Here is an 18,370-nt window from a genome sequence, read left to right as displayed (position 1 = left end):
CGGTAACGGTGACAGTCATCGAACCCGACGCCCATTGATCCACGTTCAAGGAATTTCATGCCATGAAGCGCTGTACGCTACTCTGGGTCGGCCTGTTCGCCGCCCTGGCCTCACTGACCGGCTGCATCGGCGGTCCGGACCTCAAAGGCCAACCGTTCTTCACATCACCGGCTGAACCCCGTGCGGATGAGGCCACGGTGTACTTCTATCGCACCTCGGCCAGCATCGGTAATGGGGTGGCCCCGACCATTCAGGTCGATGGCCGCGCCATCGGCAGCTTGCCTTCCGGTAGTTTTTTCAAGGCCGGCATTCCCGCCGGCAAGCACAGCGTCGCCTCCACCTCGCCCCCCATCATCAGCGGTATGGTTAACAAGCGTTTCGATATCACCGTCGAAAATGGAAAGGTGTATTACATCGCCGATCAACTCAGCACCGTCGACTTCACGGATGGGCAGACCTTGGGTGAAGTCGACGGCCGTCGTTTCAGTGGAGCAATGTTTTACTCGCGCTACGCGCTTGTGCCTGCCGAGGAAGCGTTGCGTTCCATCAAGTGGTGCCAGGAGTTGCCGGGAACTGCACCGTAACTACGACTTTTTCAACAGAATCGGACGTTAGTGGATGCTCAAGCCCCTTACTCTTGAGCACAATGCTACGTCCAATCGAGGGGCGCCATTCCGATAAAGGCGTCCCAAATTTCCAAACAAAAAAGACAGGGTTGCGAAAGCGATGACCAAATCCCAGACAATAAAAAACCCCGTAGACGTTAATCTACGGGGTTTCTAAGAGTGGAGGCCGAGGTCGGAATCGAACCGGCGTAGGCGGATTTGCAGTCCGTTAACCGGCCCCTATTTCATTGGGCCTTTAGACTCAAGTACCCGTATTTACTGGCTTTGTGCAACTCATGCTGTATATCCATGCAGGGATATATGGGACATCCAGTGTCCCAGGATTGTCCCACCCTTACAGACGCCCTATCGATTTACCTACTAGTCCTTCTCGGCCACTACGTAAACGATGTCACTCGGCAACAGGCGCAAGACCGGAATGGCGCAGGCTACCGCGCAATAGATGACGATCGTTGAGAGCTTCCCAAGGTTGCCGGCGCATGAAATTCTGGCGTACAGGCCAGGCAGTCCAAGCGTAGGAAGCGTTCCAGATTTCACCGCGGTGAATCTGTTTTTGGCCAAAAGATCAGAAAGGTTTTTTGGGTTGAAGTAGTGAACATGTGGCGATGGGAGGCCTTTCTGCCAAAGCCTTTCGAAGTAGCTGTACTTGCCGATGCGGCAAAATGCCCTGGCGATTTTATAGAAAATACCGTCACTGCTGGGCAGGTTCAGAACAAGCAAGCCTCCGCTATTCAGTCGGCTATGGCACTCGGAAAGCACCTTGACGATGTCGGGGATATGCTCAATCACGTCATTGAACACAATCACATCGAACATCTCACCGTCTTTCAAGGTGTCAGGGAAATAACCTTTGCGAACAGGGAGCCCGCGCGCATGAGTCGCCTTGAATACGACTTCATCAGGCTCAACGCCCAATGATTCAAACTTATGCATTGCCGCTTCAACAAACCAGCCGTGGGCGCACCCAACATCTACCAGCTTGCCGCCGCCGGGCTTAAGCGCTGAAATTACGCCAAGTAGTTTATTGAAATTCCCGACGCGAATATCGCGCAGGCCGGTCTCTCTGACTGTTTCATTAACAAGTTTGTGCGGAGACACCTCATTAATAACAGGCTCCAGATCGCCCTTTTCATAGTTACAACTATGGCAAGTAAAGTGCCATGCCTGAACACCAACTGATAGCTTCCCTCTACATACTGGGCAGACATTATTATTCATGTAAGTCCTTGATATCCATATTGGTGATCGCGGGGCAGCATACTACAGAGCGTTTTCGCTTCCAATCAGACGCCCATCCGGCCAGCCAAGGGTCAAGAATTTTGATGCAAAGGCCCGCCAGCGAGTGTCCACTGATGGGCCCGTACCACTACGCAGCTCGGAATGAGATTCCGTCGAGAGATACGTAAGAGTTGCTGCCTGCCTGAACAATCACGGCACCACCAGCGTTTACAATGACGAACCCGAATAAGTTATTGGATACGCACGCAAAATTGGAGTCGCCGGCCGGCCGGAATCCAGTCGTCAGGAGAAACGCAGCAGTGCCTACAGTGCCTGACTTTATAGAGCCGCGAAGCCGCACAATTCCATTTGTGTCCTTGTAATAACCGGTGGGGCTGAATCCGCCACCAGCGAAATCAAATGCGGTTGAGATAGCCGTAGATGTATATCTTCAACAGGATCGAGGGGTGGTAAGCGGGACGGCCTGTGTCAGCCGGAATAGCACCGTCAAAACCCAAGGAAACCAGGTTGAGTTCGTCGACAAAAACGTCGACTACGCGCACCGGATTGGTATCGCTGACGTCGTCGTCGAGGCTCTCGGGAAGTAAGATGCCTTGGCCTCGATGTTCACCTTGGATAAAGCGCTTCATGGGCGATCCCTGCGATGAAATCCTCAGAAATCATAGCAAGGGTTCGCGAAGGTGTTTTTACACACTCTGGGCCGTTAGTAGACGCTCAGGCTTCTTAGCCTCGAGCACAATCCCACGCCCAATCGGGGAGAGGCATACCGATAACGGCGTCTTAAATTTCCCGAAAAAAGGTAGGGATGCGGAAGCGATCCGAAAAATTGCGAAAGCGATGACCAAATCCCAGACAATAAAAAACCCCGTAGACGTTAATCTACGGGGTTTTCAAGAGTGGAGGCCGAGGTCGGAATCGAACCGGCGTAGGCGGATTTGCAATCCGCTGCATAACCATTTTGCTACTCGGCCTCAAACGATCAATGCCTTTACCACTGGCACTCACCGCATAAAAACTTGAGTGGGCCAAAAAGCCCTACCTCTACTCTAACTCATTGAATACATTGAAGTTTTTAATGCTTCGTTGCGTTCGATGGGCGCCATTATGTACTCATTTGCCAATGCCTGCAACCCCTTGATTTCAAAAATATTTCGCAGCGGCATCAAGGGTTTGCGTGCATGGCCTACTCCTGGATGCGCTGTAATTGATAGTGCGGGTCGGCCTTGATCTGGGCTTCGGTGAAGGGCAGCGAACGCAGTTTTTTCTCGGAGAACGCTTGGGTCTGGTCCTTGGCATAGTTCGACGCAGGGTTACTGGACAGGGAGAACGTCAGTACGCCCTGGGCCTGGGGGCCCTTGTCGTCGAAGGTGACGATTTGCAGGTAGCTGCTGCCGCTGACGACTTCGCGCTTGCCGTCGGCGCGGGGCACGGTTTGCATCGCGTTATAGACGCCCAGTTCCTGCGGGCCACCGTGGATCGGGGTTTGCCCGGAGCGTTGCACATCGCCCCAGTGGCTTTGCGCGCCAAGGCCTCGTTTGGCGACGTCGGCCGTGGAAGCCAGCATGGCTTCGCGCAAGGCGTTGGCCACGGGTTCGCGGTCGATGGCCAGGCCGCGAGGCGTGGTCAGGGGCTGCGCCGGGTCGAAGGTTACGCGCCAGGCGTCGGGGAGTTGCTGCAGGTGTTCCATCAAGTTGATGAAGTGCACCAGGCCGATGCCGCTGTCGAGGTTGGCGTGCCGGTCCCAGGTTTGGAGGCTGGCACACAACGGCTTCAACGCCTGCGCATCGGTGCCCAGTTGTCTGGCGCAGAACTGCAGCAGGTCGGGCATGACCTGGCCGGTCAGGTACACCTCGTTGTCCATCACCATGTGTTGCAGGTCCGCAACGGTGATCGGCTGCTTGGCCAGGGATTGCAGGCGTTGCAGGGCAAACCGCGCGCGCGGGCCAAGGCTGATGTTGTCCTGGCTGATCACCGCAGAGAACCCGGCAAGCGGCGCCTGGGGGTTGACCATCCAGGCGGAATCATTGGAATGCTGCACAAAGTCGGTGCGTTCCAGTTGCGGCAATTGTTCGGCCGGGAAGATGCCGGGCTGGGCGGCGCGCGGGTCAATGTCCCAGGCACAGGCGCTGCGAGCGCCGTCGAGCATGATCAGTTGCACGCCGGCGCGTGGGTCGCTGCATTGCGCGAGTTTGGCCGCGTTGACGTTGGGCACCACCGACTGGTTCATGTACAGGCTCTGGCCCTGGTCGTCGGCGGCCAGGGTGTTGACCCACGGGATGCCTTGCAGGGTGTGCACCGAGTTTTGCAACGCCTTGAGGCTGGCCGCGCGGTTCATTGCGTACCACTGTTGCAGCACGCGGTCATTGCCAAGGTTGGCGTCGCGCAGGCTGAAAGCCGTGTGACGGTCCCAATCGAGCTTGCCGGGCCATTGCACAACGGGGCCGAACAGTGAGCTGTAGACCGTGTGGTTCACCGCTTTAACGCTGCCGTCGGGTTGTTTGACCTGCACGTTCACCGAAGTTTTATCCATTGCAACGGACTTGCCATCCAGCATGTAGCGCGTGGAATCCTTGGGGTCCAGGGTCAATCGGTACAGGGTGAAATGCTTGGACGTGTCTACCGTATGGGTCCACGCCACGTGTTGGTTAAAGCCGATGTTCACCACCGGCAAGCCCGGCAACGCGGCGCCCATCACATCCAGTTGCCCGGGAATGGTCAGGTGCATTTCATAAAACCGCATGCCGCCTACCCAGGGAAAATGCGGGTTGGCCAGCAGCATGCCGCGCCCGTTGAACGAGCGATCACGCCCCACCGCCACCGCGTTACTGCCGCGGTCCAGGCTGAAGCGTTGTTGATTGGCCGCGGCCAGTTCAAAGGCCTTGGCGCCGGTGTGCACGGCGGCGGTGGCGTGAGGTGGCGTGGCGCCGACCAGGGCTTCGGCGAACTGGCCGACACCGCCTTCGACCAACAGCCTGCGGGTCAGCTTGACCAGATCCTCGGCAACCAGTGGCCGCACCCACGTCGCCTGGCACTGCGCGGGGGCGCCCTGCTCTTTCAGGTAGCGGTTGTAACCGGCGACGTAGCCTTCGATACGCTGTTGGATCTGCGGGCTCTGCGCCTTCCAGAACGCGGCAACCGCACCCGGCGAATTCAGCCAGGTAAAAAACACATCACTGGCCAGGTTGTTGCGCTCTTCGAGGGTCGCCTGTTCGGGGCCGAAGTACCTGGCCCGCTCGCCGTTCACCGTGACCACCTCATTGGCCAGCAGGCACAGGTTGTCCTGGGCATAGGCGTAACCGATGCCGAAGCCCAGGCCCCGCTCATCGTCAGCGCGGATGTGCGGCACGCCGAAACTGGTGCGCCGGATATCCGCCGACGCCTGCGCCACCTGCTCCCGCGCCGATGCGGCCAGGCTCAGCCCCAGCAACACACCCGTCACGCATACCCTGGACACCCGATTGGAAATAATCACGCAGACTCCACCGTCAAATTGAACACCCTCACAAGGGGCAACCACCCCACCGTAAGAACGCAATCAACCGGGAAGAATTTAGCGCCAGCGCGGTTTATTCAGGGCGATGGCTGTGTGACAAAACCGATACCGACAAAATTTCTACATCCTTCACTTCATGATTTCGCTCGCTCGTTCGTCTTAGTTACTAAGAGCGCCATCATTTTCCTGATCAGGCTCTGATAAGGAGTTTTTGCATGTACAACCCGACAGTGCCCACGGAAGGACATTCAACGGCCGCCGATGCCAATTTCGGCAGCGGCGCGCAAGCGTTCGGTAAAACGCCCGAACAGCAAGGCAACCAGCGTATCCGCCATTTGCTCAAATGTTTTGGTTTGCGTACCAGCCTGATTCGGCTGAAGGTCATCGATGCCCTGCTCACCGCCGCCAGCAACCAGCGCACCCTTGGGGTGCGCGGCGTGCACAGCCATTTGCTCGAGCTGGGCATTCCATTGTCGTTTCTCAGTGTGCGCGAGGTGCTCAAGCGCCTGTGCAGCGAGGGCGTGATCACCCTCAACACCGACAAGAGCTACAGCCTCCATGAAGAGGCCGCCAAAGTGCTCGAAGGCCGCGCCTGACTCAGAGGTTAGGCTTGACCTTGCGACGCATCACGCCGTTGATCACCACCACCACCACGGCAATCGCAATGGCGATGTACTGGAAGGTTTTTTCGCTGATAGCCCCGGTGTTCTGCAGGTAGGACAGGCCGAACATCGATCCCAGTACCACCAGGGAAATCAGAATCGAATATTTCAAGCGTTGCTTTTGGGTCATGACGGGGTCCTGAAGCTGAAAGTGTATGCACTGAATGATCGCCGAACATGCGAGGCATCGGGTCGGCAAATTCGTATCTTACAGACGATAAAACGCTTTGGCTCGTCCGACGCCGGATTCAGCGATGGCCTGCCACGCCTGCTGGGCGACAGACTAAACCTCAAAACCCTGGGGCAAAAACTCAATGAGATCGCCACACGCTTGGGAGAAAACGCAACGCCCCAGGCGATCCTGGCAGCGTTGAAAGCAACGACCATGATCATCGACCCCGCTTCACCGGAGCGCAGCCAAGCCGATGCCTCCGTTACCCTGCTGGATTACCTCCGGTCCCGAGGCCTGGCGCTACCCACCAGCCACTTTGCATTGACGGCCCTGGCCGGGGCCGTGTTCAACAGAGCCCTGGAACATCCCTTGGGCAGTTTCGGCGGCGGGCTGTCATGGCCATTCCCCCTCAGCCCTGAGCGGCAACGTACGCTCGTCGCACTCGACGTAAACGCCACGTTCAACGAGCAATTCAATCAGGCGATCGACTCGCGCAAAAAAGGCATCACTGCGACGATCAAACACCTGATCGCTCAACTGCCGCTGCCCGACAGGCAAAACCTGGAATACGCCAAGCTCGAGTTCTATCAAAACAATACCTACACGCTGGGTACGGGCTTATTCGGCAGAACACTCGAAGAAAAAAACCAAACGCTGCTGGTTAAAGCCTCCGGCGTGGCAGGTGAAACCGTTTATAAAATCGATTTGAAACAGGGGGCCATTACCGGGGTTCCAGGCACCGAGCTGACCCAGCAACGGCAGCGCACCTCCAACCGGGTCTATCCGATAGAAAAATTCACCCCCACCCGCGTCGGCCAAGCCCAATGGCTCAACGCCGCCCCCACAGCCGCCTCACTGCCGGTGCCCCTGAGCTATGCAAGCGCACGAACACAGGCCATTGCCGATGTGTTTGTCGAGCACCTTGATATCGACAATGAGGATGCAGTCCAGGCAGCCAAAGGCACCAGCCGCTATGACCAACAGATGGATTCGGAAGGCAACTGACCGATTTTTTCCTGGACCTGATCCCGCTCAGATCGGCCATCGTCAACTTTCAGAACGGCAACTACCTGGACGGTGTGATGGACGTGTTCAGCTTCGTCACCGCCGGCGCGGGCGCTGCGTCGAAGGTGGCAAAAGTCGGCGCCAAGGCGATCAGCGCGACGGCCAAGGCGTTGCAAATAGCCAAAATCCTCGGCACCACGCTGATCGGTGAATTGAACCCATTGAATGGCCTGGGTGAGATTGTGCGCGGCGGCACACACTTGATCGGCAGCGGCATTGAAAAAATCAAGCGGGCGTCGATAGCCGCCCATCCCCATTACGGCGCGGTCAGCCTGGGCACTTTCACCACATCAGGCCAAACCGTGGAAGGCGCCACCGTGCTCGGCGGCGGCCAACGCTTTGCCTACGATCCGGCCAAAATGAAGCCTTACGGCCCGCCGCTGGAAAACTTCAATCCGCTTGATACGCTGGCGCCCCACTCACCGAGCAACCCAGACCTGCGTCGCAATTACCCGCCGCACCCTTATCCCCGTCCGCTACGGGTGAGAAACGCATTGCCCGATGGCGACTATGTAGAAAGCCTTAAAGGCAAGCTGGAGCCGGACCATTTCAAGCCCGACACCAAGCTGAAAACCATGACGAAGTTCTACAACGAAATGCATGAATAATTACGCGTCTATCCGGCAGATAGGCCTTCCACCACGCCCCACGCTGCCGCTTATTCCAAAGCCGGTCCCGGTGTCCCAACTGATCGCAGAAGCCTTTAAAGCCGCACCCGGCATCGTATTGGGCGAGTCACATAAACAGATGGCGAGCTTCAGGGTGCTGTTCGATAACGCAGAGACGTTAAAGGACCAAGGGGTGAAAACAGTGTATTTCGAGGGCGTGATCGATATGCCCCAAGGGCTGGTCGATGACGGCATCGGCCTGCTGGCCGGGACAGACAAAAAGCCCCGCACGAACCCGACGTTTCAAGAGCTGCGCGCCAAGCTGGAGCACAACGGCATACAGATCATGCCGATTGACCATTACTACCTCACCCGGCACAAGAACCTGCGCGGCATACTCGGGCCGACCACCACGGGCAACGGCTCCGTACGGCGGCTGGAGGAGTTTAATTACTACGCGGCAGAAACCATCCAGGCCCACTCGGGTACGCAAAAGTGGGTGGCGCTGGTGGGGCGTTCACACATGAACACGTCCGAAGGTGTACCCGGCCGGGCTGAATTGACAGGGGCCATTGGCATTGGCGTTTTCGACAGACGCAACGTCCAGACCAGTATCGGCAGGCGGCTCATCGGCCGCGCACCAGACCCCACCCAGCCGATCGCCGCCGACAGCGTTCCGGGCGACCTGCAGATTTACGTCAAACCGCAAACCTGAGCCATGTGCCCAACGACAGCTCACCCGCGTGTGCAAGCTGTGGTTGGGCTGCCGTTCAAGCCGCCGGTATCGCGCCTTAACGTTGCAACCCGGTACCCGGCGTGGCGCACAGCTCAACCAGCCAATCCACAAACACCTGCACCCGCTGTGATAACTGGCGATGCGGCGGGTACAGCGCGGTCAGCGCCATTTTCGGCACGGCCACCTGCGGCAGTACTTCCACCAGCGCGCCCAGGGCCAAGCGTTGCACGGCGTGATAGTACGGGGCCTGGATCAACCCGTACCCGGCCTCGCAGGCGCAAAAGTAGCCATCCGCACCGTTGACCGCGACCACCTTGGGCAGGTTGACCGCGCGCAGTTCGCCGCCCACTTCAAACTCCAAGCCAAACCGTTTGCCGCTGGCGCTGGAAACGTACTCGACCATCTGGTGCCGGGCCAGGTCGTCCAGGGTCTCGGGCACGCCCATGCGCGCCAGGTAGGCGGGGCTGGCCAAGGTGATTTGATCCATCATCGCCAAGGGCCGCGCCACCAGCGATTCGTCCAGGGCCAGGCCGCCGCGCAACACGCAATCCACGCCCTCGCGAATCAGGTCCACCGGGCGGTCGTTGAGGCCGATTTCCAAGGCAATGTGCGGGTAGCGCGCGGTAAACGTCGGCAGCGCCGGGATGACCAGGTAGCGGCCGATGCCCGCCGGCATATCAATGCTCAACGTGCCGCGCGGGTTCTGGCGCTGGGTGGAAAACACCGCCTCGGTTTCTTCCAGGTCGGTGAGCAACTGCACGCAGCGCTGGTAATACGCCGCGCCGTCGAGGGTCGGGCTGACTTGGCGCGTGGTGCGCTGCAACAGCTGCACGCCCAGGTGCGCTTCCAATTGTTTGATCAGGATCGTCACCGAGGCGCGAGGCAGTTGCAGGCTGTCGGCGGCCTTGGCGAACCCGCCCAGCTCGACGATCCGGGTAAACACGCGCATCGCATTAAAACGGTCCAACGGCGGCACCCCGGCTTATTGTTTAGATATTACGAATAGTGATAGTGCTTTTAGCCTGTTTATCCCGATTCTGTCGAGCGTAACAATGACGCCTTCATCCCAAGGAGCTGCACCCATGCACACTCGTCAACTCGGTAAAAACGGCCCACGTGTTTCCGCCATCGGCCTCGGCTGTATGGGCATGAGCGATTTCTACACGCCCGGCAGCGACAGCACCGAAGCCATCGCCACCTTGCACCGCGCGCTGGAGCTGGGCGTGAACTTTCTCGACACCGCCGACATGTACGGCCCTCACACCAACGAGCAACTGATCGGCAAAGCCATTGCCGGCAAGCGCGACCAGGTGTTCCTGGCGAGCAAATTCGGCATCGTGCGCGACCCGGCCAACCCGGCCCTGCGCGGTGTGAATGGCCGCCCCGAGTACATCCGCGAGTCCATCAACGGCACCTTGCAACGGCTTGGCGTCGACACCTTGGATTTGTACTACCAACACCGCATCGACCCTGAAGTGGCCATCGAAGAAACCATTGGCGCCATGGCCGAGCTGGTGCAACAGGGCAAGGTGCGTTACCTCGGCTTGAGCGAAGCGTCCGCCGCGACCCTGGAACGGGCGCACAAGGTGCACCCCATCAGCGCCCTGCAAAGCGAATACTCACTGTGGAGCCGTGACCAGGAGCACAACGGCTGCCTCGCCACGTGCCAACGCCTGGGCATCGCGTTTGTGCCCTACAGCCCGTTGGGGCGTGGTTTTCTCACCGGCGCGCTGAAAAGCCCGGACGATTTCGGTGCCGATGACTACCGCCGCTTCAACCCGCGCTTTCAGGGGGAGAATTTCACCAAAAACCTGCACCTGGTGAAACAGGTACAAACCCTTGCGGCGGACAAAGGCGTAACGGCCGGGCAACTGGCGCTGGCCTGGGTATTGGCGCAAGGCGACTTCATCATCCCGATCCCGGGGACCAAGCAGCGCAAGTACCTGGAAGAGAACGTCGCGGCCGTGTCGATCAGCCTCAGCCCGGCCGAGCTGGGGGCGCTGCAAGCGATCTTCCCCGCCGACGCCACCGCAGGCCTGCGCTACCCCGAAGAAGTCATGGCGATGCTGGATATCTGAGGAGCGCGGCGCTCCGACTTTCTTGTACGCACGTACCTAAAGCTCCCGTGCGCCGGGCCGATAGCCTTACGAAGCTCTAATAAAGCCGCGTCGACAATAACGCTTCGTAAGGACGGCCCCATGCCCCCACTGCGCTCTATCCAAGCCCGCTACACCCTGTTTCTGGTGCTGTTCGTCCTGGTGCTGTTCGTATTGACCGTCGTCGGCATCGGCCAGTTGGTCGCGCCGACGCTGCGTCACACCGAAGAACAGGTGGTGCTCAACCGCGTCGCCGAGGTGGCCGAACGGATCAAGGGCGAGCTCAACAAGGTTCAGGCCCAGCAACGCACCATCACGCAGACCGTGCCCCTGCTCGACAGCGACGCCATCGACAAGGTCCTGCCCGGCCTGGTGGACCAGTACGGTGAGCTCAAAGTGTTTGGCGGCGGCATCTGGCCGTTGCCCAACCAACGCACACCGGGGCGTAACAAGCACAGTACGTTCTGGCACCGCGACGCGTCGGGCAAGCTGATGGTGAACACCTTCTGGAACAGTGACCCGGCGCCCAACTATTACGACCAGAGCTGGTACAAAGGCGGCCTCGCCGCACCGCGCGGGCAATGCGCCTGGGCCGCCGCCTACAAGGACGACGCCAGCCAGGAGCCGCGCACCAACTGCGCCATGGCGATCCAGCGCGACGGCGCCGCGTATGGCGTAGCGACTATCGATGTGACCCTGGGTTTCTTCAACGACCTGGTGGCCAGCAAGGAAAAGGACATCGGCGGGCAAATGCTGATCGTCGAAGGCGACGGCAAGATCATCAGCAACAGCTCGCGCCTGAGCAGCCCGGTAGTGCTCAAGAACATCAGCGAACTGACCGGCACATCAGCCTTTGCCGCCCAGGTCAGCAAAGCCCTGGCGCATCGCGACCAGGCCTTGCAACGCAGCGAATTCGACAATGGCGGCGTCGCCAGCACTTTTTATATGCGCCCCATCGAAGGCACGCCGTGGTTCCTCGCCACCGCCCTGCCCACCTCACTGATCACCGCACAGCGTGACGACGTGCTCGGCAGCCTGGCCCTGTTGCAAATCCCCATGGTGGTGTTGCTGGTGCTGCTGGCGCTGTATGCGATCCGCCAATTGGTGCAGCGCATGAAGACTCTCAAAACCAACATCGACGCCCTGTCCACGGGCGACGCCGACCTGACCCGACGCATCACCATCCGCGCCGAAGACGAACTGGGCGCGATTGGTCACTCGGTGAACCGTTTTATCGTGTACCTGCAAAACATGATCGGCGAAGTGACCCAGGCCACTGGCGCCATGTCGTCAGGCCTTGAGCAATTGCAACGCACCTCGGCGCACACCAACCAGATCCTGGTGCGCCACGCCTCGGAAACCGATCAGACCGTCACCGCGATTACCGAGATGAGTTCCACCGCCGACACCGTCGCGCAAAATGCCGCCGAAACGGCCGCCTTCACCCAACGCGCCAACGAGCATGCCGACCGCTCCCGCGTGGTGGTGGGGGAAGCGTCGAGCAGCGTCGGCGCCTTGATCGGCGAAGTGTCCAGCGCCACCCAAAGCGTGGAAAACATGCGCCAGGACGCCGCGCGCATCACCGAGACCCTGGGCGTGATCGGTGCGATTGCCGGGCAGACCAACCTGCTGGCGCTCAACGCCGCCATTGAGGCCGCACGGGCGGGTGAGCAAGGCCGAGGCTTTGCGGTGGTGGCCGACGAAGTGCGCGCCCTGGCCGCGCGCACCCAGGCCAGCACGTCGCAGATCAATGAAATGCTGGCGCGGCTGACCAGCGGCGTGAGTTCGTCGGTGGCGGCCATGGAAAACACCCAGGCCAGTTGCCAATCGGCGGCGGACGCCACGGCGCGGGTTAACACCGGGTTGGATGAAATGGCCGGCTCCGTGAGCCATATCAACAACCTCAGCACCCAGATCGCCACGGCCGCCGAGCAGCAAAGCGCGGTGACCGAGGAGATCAACCGCAGCATGGTGCAGATCAGGCATATGGTCGAAGAACTGGTGGAAAGCGGCCATGCCACTGAAACCAATACGCAAAGTCTGCTCGACGCGAATGGCCGGGTGATCAGCCTGATGAGCCGCTTCAAAGTGCGCTGATCAATGGCATCCAGACTCCCGTGCAAAGCACGGGAGTAGGGCTATTCTGACAGCTCATAGTTGCAACACAGGAGGTGTGCCATGCGCGCTGTCGAGCAGTCGGTCCGCTTGGAGCGGATCAGTCAGGAACGCATTATCAACGCCCCCATCGATACCGTTTATGACTATGTGACTCAACCGGATCGCTGGCACGAATGGCACCCCTCCTCCCTCAGTGCCGACACCGGCACCACCGGCTCCCTCTGCGCCGGTGCGCGGTTTACCGAAATGATCGACCTGTTGGGTATCCGCGTACCCATGAGCTATCGCGTACAAATCGCCCGCCGCCCCGATGAGTTCAAGACGGTGTTTACCTCCATGGCCGTCGACGGTTCGATCCACTATGTCCTGCAACCCTGCGCTGACGGCACGCTGTTCAAGCGCGTGCTGACCTATGGAACCGAGTTGCAGTTGGCCAGCCTGCATGAGCGCATGCTCACACTGTCGAGCACCGCCCTGGACCGGCTCAAGCATCGGCTGGAACACCCGCCTTTTGTATAATCTTGAAACATTACCCTGACGTCACACCGATAAAAGCAGGGAGAATGCCCGCCTTACTGCCTGGAAATCGGACGACACCACGATGAAAACCCCACTACGTTTGGCCCTGCTTTGTGCACTGTTCACCACCACCCTGGCCCAGGTCGCGGAGCTGATCCCTATCGACGTGCACCGTGACGCCAATTGCGGTTGCTGCAAAAAGTGGATCAGCCACCTGCAAAGCAACGGTTTCAAGGTCAATGACCATGTCGAGGCCGACATGAGCGCCGTCAAGCAACGCCTGGGCGTGGTCCCGCGCCTGGGCTCCTGCCATACCGCCGTGATCGACGGCAAGTTCGTTGAAGGTCATGTGCCAGCCGACCAGGTGCTGGCGTTGCGCAAACGTGACGATCTGCTCGGCATCGCGGCACCCGGCATGCCGATGGGTTCGCCCGGCATGGAAGTGGATGGGCGCAGCGAGGCCTATCAAGTCATCGGGTTGACGCGCGACGGTAACGATGTGGTGGTGGCCGATTACCCGGCGCGCTGATCGGTGCTGATGGGTTACCTCGGGCTGTTCCTGGCCGCGTTTGGCGCGGCGACCCTGCTGCCGTTGCAATCGGAAGCGGTGCTGGTCGGCCTGCTGGTCAGCGGGCATTACAGCCTGTGGTGGCTGTTGGGTATCGCCACGCTGGGCAACGTACTCGGCTCGCTGGTCAATTGGCTGCTGGGGCGCTGGGTGGAACACTTCAAGCAACGGCGCTGGTTTCCGGTCAGCGACACGCAACTTGCAAAAGCACGTGTTCATTACCAGCGTTGGGGGCATTGGACGCTGCTGCTCAGTTGGCTGCCGATCATCGGCGACCCGCTGACCCTGGTGGCCGGTGTGATGCGTGAACCGCTGTGGCGTTTTTTGCTGCTGGTGACGCTGGCCAAAAGCCTGCGCTACGCAGTGCTCGCCGCCGTGACCTTGCACTGGGTGTTAATCCCCCGTTAATCGCCTCGCAACAGCATCCGAAGACCCTTTTTTCGGAGCCCTCGCCCATGTCTTTACGCCGCACCTTTTGTGCCGTCGGCCTGCTCACAACCAGCGTCACGCCCGTATTTGCGGCCACCTACGGCCCTGAACTGCAAGGTTTCAAATACCCCTACCCCTTGAAACATTTCAACTTCCAATCCCAGGGCCAATCCCTGCAAATGGGCTACATGGACGTGCCTGCCAAAGGCAACCCCAATGGCCGCAGCGTGGTGCTGATGCACGGCAAGAATTTCTGCGGCGCTACCTGGGAAAGTTCGATCAAAGCCCTGAGCGACGCCGGTTACCGGGTGATCGCGCCGGACCAGATTGGCTTTTGCACCTCCAGCAAGCCCGCCTATTACCAGTACAGCTTCCAGCAACTGGCCAGCAACACCCATCAATTACTGGAAAAGCTCGGCGTTCAAAAGGCCACCCTCCTGGGGCACTCCACCGGCGGCATGCTCGCGACGCGTTACGCGCTGATGTACCCCGAGCAGACCGAGCAGTTGGCAATGGTCAACCCCATCGGCCTGGAAGACTGGAAAGCCCTGGGCGTGCCCTACCTCACCGTGGACCAGTGGTACGCGCGTGAACTCAACGTCAGCGCCGAGGGGATTCGCAACTACCAACTCAACACCTATTACGTGGGGCGCTGGAAGCCCGAGTACGAGCGCTGGGTGGACATGTACGCCGGCCTCGCCACGGGCCCCGGGCGCAAGCGGGTTGCATGGAACTCGGCGCTGATTTACGACATGATCCTCAACCAGCCGGTGTACTACGAGTTCAAAAACCTGCAGATGCCCACCCTGCTGCTGATCGGCACTTCCGACACCACGGCGATCAATAAAGATATTGCATCGCCACAGGTCAAGGCCCGCATCGGTCACTACGACAGGCTGGGCAAACAGGTGGCCAAGCTGATTCCCCGCGCCACCTTGGTGGAATTCACCGGCCTGGGGCACGCACCGCAGATGGAAGCGCCGGAAAAATTCCACACGGCGCTGTTGCAAGGTTTGAACGCGCTTTAATCCAACCTTTGTGAGGCAAGGGCAATGTCGGTACAGATCGCAGTCATTGATGATTGGCAGAACGTGGCCAGTGGCGTGGTGGATTGGTCGGCGCTCAAGGCCGTGGGCCAGGTGCATTTTCTGCACGATTACCCGGCGGACACCGCCGTGATGATCGAGCGCTTGCACAGGTTCCAGGTGATTTGCGTCATGCGCGAACGCACCACCTTCGACTCGGCGCTGTTGCAGGGCCTGCCCAACCTCAAGCTGCTGGTGACCGGCGGCATGCGCAACGCGGCCCTCGACATTCCCGCCGCCAAGCGCCTGGGCATTCAGGTTTGCGGCACCGACAGCTATAAACACGCGGCGCCGGAACTGACGTGGGCGTTGATCATGGCCAGTAGCCGTAACCTGCTCGCCGAGGCCAATTCCCTGCGGGCCGGCCACTGGCAGGTGGGCCTGGGCGGCGACCTGCATGGCAAGACCCTGGGCATCCTGGGGCTGGGCAGCATTGGCCAGAAGGTCGCGCGCTTTGCCCAAGTGTTCGGCATGCGCGTGATTGCCTGGAGTGAAAACCTCACGCCCGCGCGCGCGGTCGAGGCGGGCGTGACCTGGGTCAGCAAAAAAACGCTGTTCGAAGAGGCCGATATCCTCACCATCCACCTGGTGCTCAGCGAGCGCAGCCGTGGCCTGGTGGATGCCGAGGCGTTGGGGTGGATGAAGCCCGGCGCACGTTTGGTGAATACCGCGCGTGGGCCGATCGTGGATGAACCGGCGCTGGTGCAGGCGTTGCAGAGCGGCCGTCTGGCAGGGGCTGCGCTGGACGTTTATGGCGAAGAGCCATTGCCGTCGGACCACCCCTTCCGCCAGTTGCCGAATGTACTGGCCACGCCTCATGTGGGCTATGTGAGCGAGCAGAACTACCGGCAGTTCTATGGGCAGATGATTGAGAATATCCAGGCGTGGGCCCAAGGGTCGCCGATTCGCCTGCTCGGCTGATGCACCTTTTAAGTGCGCGCGCGCTGCTGTTGCCCTGCACACAGTGCCTCTCCACCGGCGTGACGGCCCCGAATTGGGGCCGCTTCACGACCCGGCGCAACAGAGCTGCCTCGTCTCGGATGCAGGTCGTTTTATAAAGCTGCATAAGGTTACAAGTTTTTTGTCCTACAAAAACCTTCCAGAAACCCTACAGGCTCTGGGATCTGTCCTAGACTCATGACCGATGGGTCCGTTTCAAAACAAAAACCCCGCAAAAAAACTAAACTTTTCAACTCGGCCCTTGGTCAAGTTTTAAGGCAAGGCGAGCACACCGCGATTCACGCTACATGCCCGTCCATCCAATCTTTTTAAGCTAACCGTGCAGCTGGCATACGCCTTGCCAGTTCGTAATGCGCTTGTGCGCCTGGCCGCAGGATGCGGTCATCGGAGCTAATGGCAGCGGGCCATTAGCCGACCAACACGTGGAGAGAATTATGATCAGTGCCGCAGCAAGTATTCAGGGAGAACGTGTTAGTCAGCCAGTTGGCGGGTCGACCCCTTTAGTCGACCTCAACACGGTGCGGCCGGTGTCCAGTCATAACCCCAATCGAAAGAAAGTGCTGTTTGTAACGTCTGAATTTGCCGACCTGGTGAAGACCGGCGGCCTGGGCGACGTATCGGCCGCCCTGCCCCGCGCCATGGCGCATCTGCATGATGTGCGCGTGCTGATCCCCGGTTACCCGCAGGTGATGGAAAGCGACAACCCGATCCATATCATCGGCGAGCTGGGTGGCCACGCCGCGCTGCCGCCGTGCAAGATCGGGCGCATGGACCTCAAGGACGGCCTGGTCATTTATGTGCTGATCTGCCCCGAGCTCTACGAGCGCGAAGGCACGCCCTACGGCGCCAACAACGGCCGCGACTGGCCCGACAACCATATTCGCTTCGCCCGCCTGGGCCTGGCCGCCGCCGACATGGCCGCCAACCTGGCGCAGATCCACTGGTGCCCGGACCTGGTGCACGCCCACGACTGGCCCGCCGGTCTGGCCCCGGCGTATATGCACTGGCGTGGGTCACGCACGCCCACCCTGTTCACCATTCACAACCTGGCCTACCAAGGCGTGGTCAGCCTGGCCTCCACGCCGGAGCTGGGCATTCCGCCTCACGCCCTGCAACAGGAAGGCATGGAGTTCTACGGCAAAATGTCGTTCCTCAAGGCCGGCATGGCGTACTCCAGCCATATCACCACGGTGAGCGCCACCTACGCCCAGGAAATCACCACCCCGGAATTCGGCTGCGGGCTCGACGGTTTCCTCGCCGCCAAGACCCAGCAAGGCCTGCTCAGCGGGATCCCCAACGGTATCGATGAAAGCTGGGAAACCTCCACCGACGAGCATCTGGTCCACAACTTCAATATCGGCGACTGGGAAGGCAAGGCGATCAACGCCGCCCATGTACGCGAGTTGTTCGGCCTGCATGACTCCACCGGCCCGCTGTTTGCCGTGGTCTCGCGCCTGGTCTACCAAAAAGGCCTGGACCTGACCGAAGCGGTCGCCGACTTCATCGTCGAAAACGGCGGCCAGATCGCGATTATCGGCCGTGGCGAGCCGGAAGAAGAACAGGCCATGCGCGAACTGGCGCTGCGCTTCCCCGGCCAGGTCGGTGTGCGCATCGGCTTCAATGAGACCGACGCACGCCGCATGTTCGCCGGCAGCGACTTCCTGCTGATGCCCTCGCGCTACGAGCCCTGCGGCTTGAGCCAGATGTACGCCCAGCGCTTCGGCTCACTGCCGGTAGCGCGCAATACCGGCGGGCTGGCCGACACCATCGAGGATGGCGTAACCGGGTTCCTGTTCAATGAATCCACGGTACAAAGCTACGAAGAAGCGCTCAGTCGCGCCTTCAAGGTGTTTGCCTTCCCCGGCCTGCTCAATGCCATGCGCTGCCGGGCCATGACTCAACCCTTCAATTGGTGCCAGGCGGTGGAACCCTACGCCGAACTGTATGAACAACTGGTCGCTAAAGCGCTGGGGAAACAAACCAAGTAATCAAGG

The 18,370-nt window shown here is 59.9% G+C and carries 17 protein-coding genes, 1 tRNA gene and 2 pseudogenes; 14 read left to right on the top strand and 6 right to left on the bottom strand.

What is annotated here, in order from left to right; genetic code table 11:
• Positions 1-62 precede the first annotated feature (62 nt).
• Positions 63-584: a DUF2846 domain-containing protein gene (locus tag AB4O23_RS17130; protein WP_017530550.1), complete on the top strand. Its 522-nt coding sequence runs from the start codon at positions 63-65 to the stop codon at positions 582-584.
• A gap of 402 nt (positions 585-986) precedes the next feature.
• On the opposite strand, the gene AB4O23_RS17125 is transcribed toward AB4O23_RS17130, so the two are convergent.
• From AB4O23_RS17125 to pvdQ, 4 genes and pseudogenes are all read right to left on the bottom strand, one after another.
• Complete coding sequence (locus AB4O23_RS17125; protein WP_065879011.1) at positions 987-1,844, bottom strand: class I SAM-dependent methyltransferase; 858 nt, start codon at positions 1,842-1,844, stop codon at positions 987-989.
• A gap of 419 nt (positions 1,845-2,263) precedes the next feature.
• Positions 2,264-2,494: pseudogene (locus AB4O23_RS17120) on the bottom strand (IS1182 family transposase); the annotation flags it as partial.
• A 268-nt stretch (positions 2,495-2,762) separates the two neighbouring features.
• Positions 2,763-2,836: transfer RNA gene (locus AB4O23_RS17115), tRNA-Cys, on the bottom strand.
• 212 nt (positions 2,837-3,048) lie between these two features.
• The gene (gene pvdQ / locus AB4O23_RS17110) at positions 3,049-5,337 is read right to left on the bottom strand and encodes a bifunctional acylase PvdQ (RefSeq protein ID WP_460138669.1); all 2,289 of its coding nucleotides are present in this window, start codon (positions 5,335-5,337) and stop codon (positions 3,049-3,051) included.
• Between the two features lie 236 nt (positions 5,338-5,573).
• Between pvdQ and AB4O23_RS17105 the strand changes: the two genes are divergently transcribed.
• On the top strand, positions 5,574-5,954 hold the full coding sequence (locus tag AB4O23_RS17105; protein ID WP_017530555.1) for a hypothetical protein: 381 nt from the start codon (positions 5,574-5,576) through the stop codon (positions 5,952-5,954).
• 1 nt (position 5,955) lies between these two features.
• On the opposite strand, the gene AB4O23_RS17100 is transcribed toward AB4O23_RS17105, so the two are convergent.
• Complete coding sequence (locus AB4O23_RS17100) at positions 5,956-6,150, bottom strand: hypothetical protein (protein WP_017530556.1); 195 nt, start codon at positions 6,148-6,150, stop codon at positions 5,956-5,958.
• Positions 6,151-6,171: 21 nt separating this feature from the next.
• On the opposite strand from AB4O23_RS17100, the gene AB4O23_RS17095 reads away from it, so the two are divergent.
• The 3 genes from AB4O23_RS17095 (at position 6,172) to AB4O23_RS17085 (ending at position 8,580) form a co-directional block, all read left to right on the top strand.
• A complete protein-coding gene (locus AB4O23_RS17095) occupies positions 6,172-7,197 on the top strand; it encodes a hypothetical protein (protein ID WP_460089777.1) in 1,026 nt (341 codons plus the stop codon).
• A gap of 77 nt (positions 7,198-7,274) precedes the next feature.
• On the top strand, positions 7,275-7,865 hold the full coding sequence (locus tag AB4O23_RS17090) for a hypothetical protein (protein WP_460060074.1): 591 nt from the start codon (positions 7,275-7,277) through the stop codon (positions 7,863-7,865).
• Positions 7,858-8,580 carry a membrane-targeted effector domain-containing toxin gene (locus tag AB4O23_RS17085; RefSeq protein WP_460060072.1) on the top strand — a complete coding sequence of 241 codons (723 nt, stop codon included), beginning with the start codon at positions 7,858-7,860 and terminating at the stop codon, positions 8,578-8,580. Before AB4O23_RS17090 ends, AB4O23_RS17085 begins: the two co-directional genes overlap by 8 nt.
• Before the next feature lie 76 nt (positions 8,581-8,656).
• Here the strand turns inward: AB4O23_RS17085 and AB4O23_RS17080 are convergent, their stop codons facing one another.
• Positions 8,657-9,568: a LysR family transcriptional regulator gene (locus AB4O23_RS17080; protein ID WP_460069445.1), complete on the bottom strand. Its 912-nt coding sequence runs from the start codon at positions 9,566-9,568 to the stop codon at positions 8,657-8,659.
• A 115-nt stretch (positions 9,569-9,683) separates the two neighbouring features.
• On the opposite strand from AB4O23_RS17080, the gene AB4O23_RS17075 reads away from it, so the two are divergent.
• From AB4O23_RS17075 to glgA, 9 genes and pseudogenes are all read left to right on the top strand, one after another.
• A complete protein-coding gene (locus AB4O23_RS17075; RefSeq protein WP_460060071.1) occupies positions 9,684-10,679 on the top strand; it encodes an aldo/keto reductase in 996 nt (331 codons plus the stop codon).
• A gap of 120 nt (positions 10,680-10,799) precedes the next feature.
• Positions 10,800-11,885, top strand: a pseudogene (locus AB4O23_RS17070) (cache domain-containing protein); the annotation flags it as partial.
• Between the two features lie 63 nt (positions 11,886-11,948).
• Complete coding sequence (locus AB4O23_RS17065) at positions 11,949-12,794, top strand: methyl-accepting chemotaxis protein (RefSeq protein WP_371912027.1); 846 nt, start codon at positions 11,949-11,951, stop codon at positions 12,792-12,794.
• Between the two features lie 81 nt (positions 12,795-12,875).
• Positions 12,876-13,334: an SRPBCC family protein gene (locus tag AB4O23_RS17060; protein ID WP_068931953.1), complete on the top strand. Its 459-nt coding sequence runs from the start codon at positions 12,876-12,878 to the stop codon at positions 13,332-13,334.
• A gap of 82 nt (positions 13,335-13,416) precedes the next feature.
• The gene (locus tag AB4O23_RS17055; RefSeq protein ID WP_460060069.1) at positions 13,417-13,863 is read left to right on the top strand and encodes a DUF411 domain-containing protein; all 447 of its coding nucleotides are present in this window, start codon (positions 13,417-13,419) and stop codon (positions 13,861-13,863) included.
• 3 nt (positions 13,864-13,866) lie between these two features.
• Complete coding sequence (locus AB4O23_RS17050; RefSeq protein ID WP_175404215.1) at positions 13,867-14,310, top strand: YqaA family protein; 444 nt, start codon at positions 13,867-13,869, stop codon at positions 14,308-14,310.
• Positions 14,311-14,357: 47 nt separating this feature from the next.
• The gene (locus AB4O23_RS17045) at positions 14,358-15,359 is read left to right on the top strand and encodes an alpha/beta fold hydrolase (RefSeq protein WP_068931954.1); all 1,002 of its coding nucleotides are present in this window, start codon (positions 14,358-14,360) and stop codon (positions 15,357-15,359) included.
• A gap of 24 nt (positions 15,360-15,383) precedes the next feature.
• A complete protein-coding gene (locus tag AB4O23_RS17040) occupies positions 15,384-16,337 on the top strand; it encodes a D-2-hydroxyacid dehydrogenase family protein (RefSeq protein ID WP_460150207.1) in 954 nt (317 codons plus the stop codon).
• Positions 16,338-16,810: 473 nt separating this feature from the next.
• Positions 16,811-18,364 carry a glycogen synthase GlgA gene (gene glgA, locus AB4O23_RS17035; RefSeq protein WP_026067302.1) on the top strand — a complete coding sequence of 518 codons (1,554 nt, stop codon included), beginning with the start codon at positions 16,811-16,813 and terminating at the stop codon, positions 18,362-18,364.
• Positions 18,365-18,370: the final 6 nt, after the last annotated feature.

It is taken from the genome of Pseudomonas sp. H2_A10 (assembly GCF_054680085.1).
Note: the sequence above shows the minus strand (reverse complement) of the source record. Positions and strands in the feature narration are given on the sequence as shown.

Bases quoted from the DNA above. Each gene is read 5' to 3' on its own strand.
- AB4O23_RS17130 (WP_017530550.1), top strand. From the start codon at position 63: ATGAAGCGCTGTACGCTACTCTGGGTCGGCCTGTTCGCCGCCCTGGCC.
- AB4O23_RS17125 (WP_065879011.1), bottom strand. From the start codon at position 1,844: ATGAATAATAATGTCTGCCCAGTATGTAGAGGGAAGCTATCAGTTGGT.
- AB4O23_RS17105 (WP_017530555.1), top strand. From the start codon at position 5,574: ATGTACAACCCGACAGTGCCCACGGAAGGACATTCAACGGCCGCCGAT.
- AB4O23_RS17100 (WP_017530556.1), bottom strand. From the start codon at position 6,150: ATGACCCAAAAGCAACGCTTGAAATATTCGATTCTGATTTCCCTGGTG.
- AB4O23_RS17090 (WP_460060074.1), top strand. From the start codon at position 7,275: ATGGACGTGTTCAGCTTCGTCACCGCCGGCGCGGGCGCTGCGTCGAAG.
- AB4O23_RS17085 (WP_460060072.1), top strand. From the start codon at position 7,858: ATGAATAATTACGCGTCTATCCGGCAGATAGGCCTTCCACCACGCCCC.
- AB4O23_RS17075 (WP_460060071.1), top strand. From the start codon at position 9,684: ATGCACACTCGTCAACTCGGTAAAAACGGCCCACGTGTTTCCGCCATC.
- AB4O23_RS17065 (WP_371912027.1), top strand. From the start codon at position 11,949: ATGATCGGCGAAGTGACCCAGGCCACTGGCGCCATGTCGTCAGGCCTT.
- AB4O23_RS17060 (WP_068931953.1), top strand. From the start codon at position 12,876: ATGCGCGCTGTCGAGCAGTCGGTCCGCTTGGAGCGGATCAGTCAGGAA.
- AB4O23_RS17055 (WP_460060069.1), top strand. From the start codon at position 13,417: ATGAAAACCCCACTACGTTTGGCCCTGCTTTGTGCACTGTTCACCACC.
- AB4O23_RS17045 (WP_068931954.1), top strand. From the start codon at position 14,358: ATGTCTTTACGCCGCACCTTTTGTGCCGTCGGCCTGCTCACAACCAGC.
- AB4O23_RS17040 (WP_460150207.1), top strand. From the start codon at position 15,384: ATGTCGGTACAGATCGCAGTCATTGATGATTGGCAGAACGTGGCCAGT.
- glgA (WP_026067302.1), top strand. From the start codon at position 16,811: ATGATCAGTGCCGCAGCAAGTATTCAGGGAGAACGTGTTAGTCAGCCA.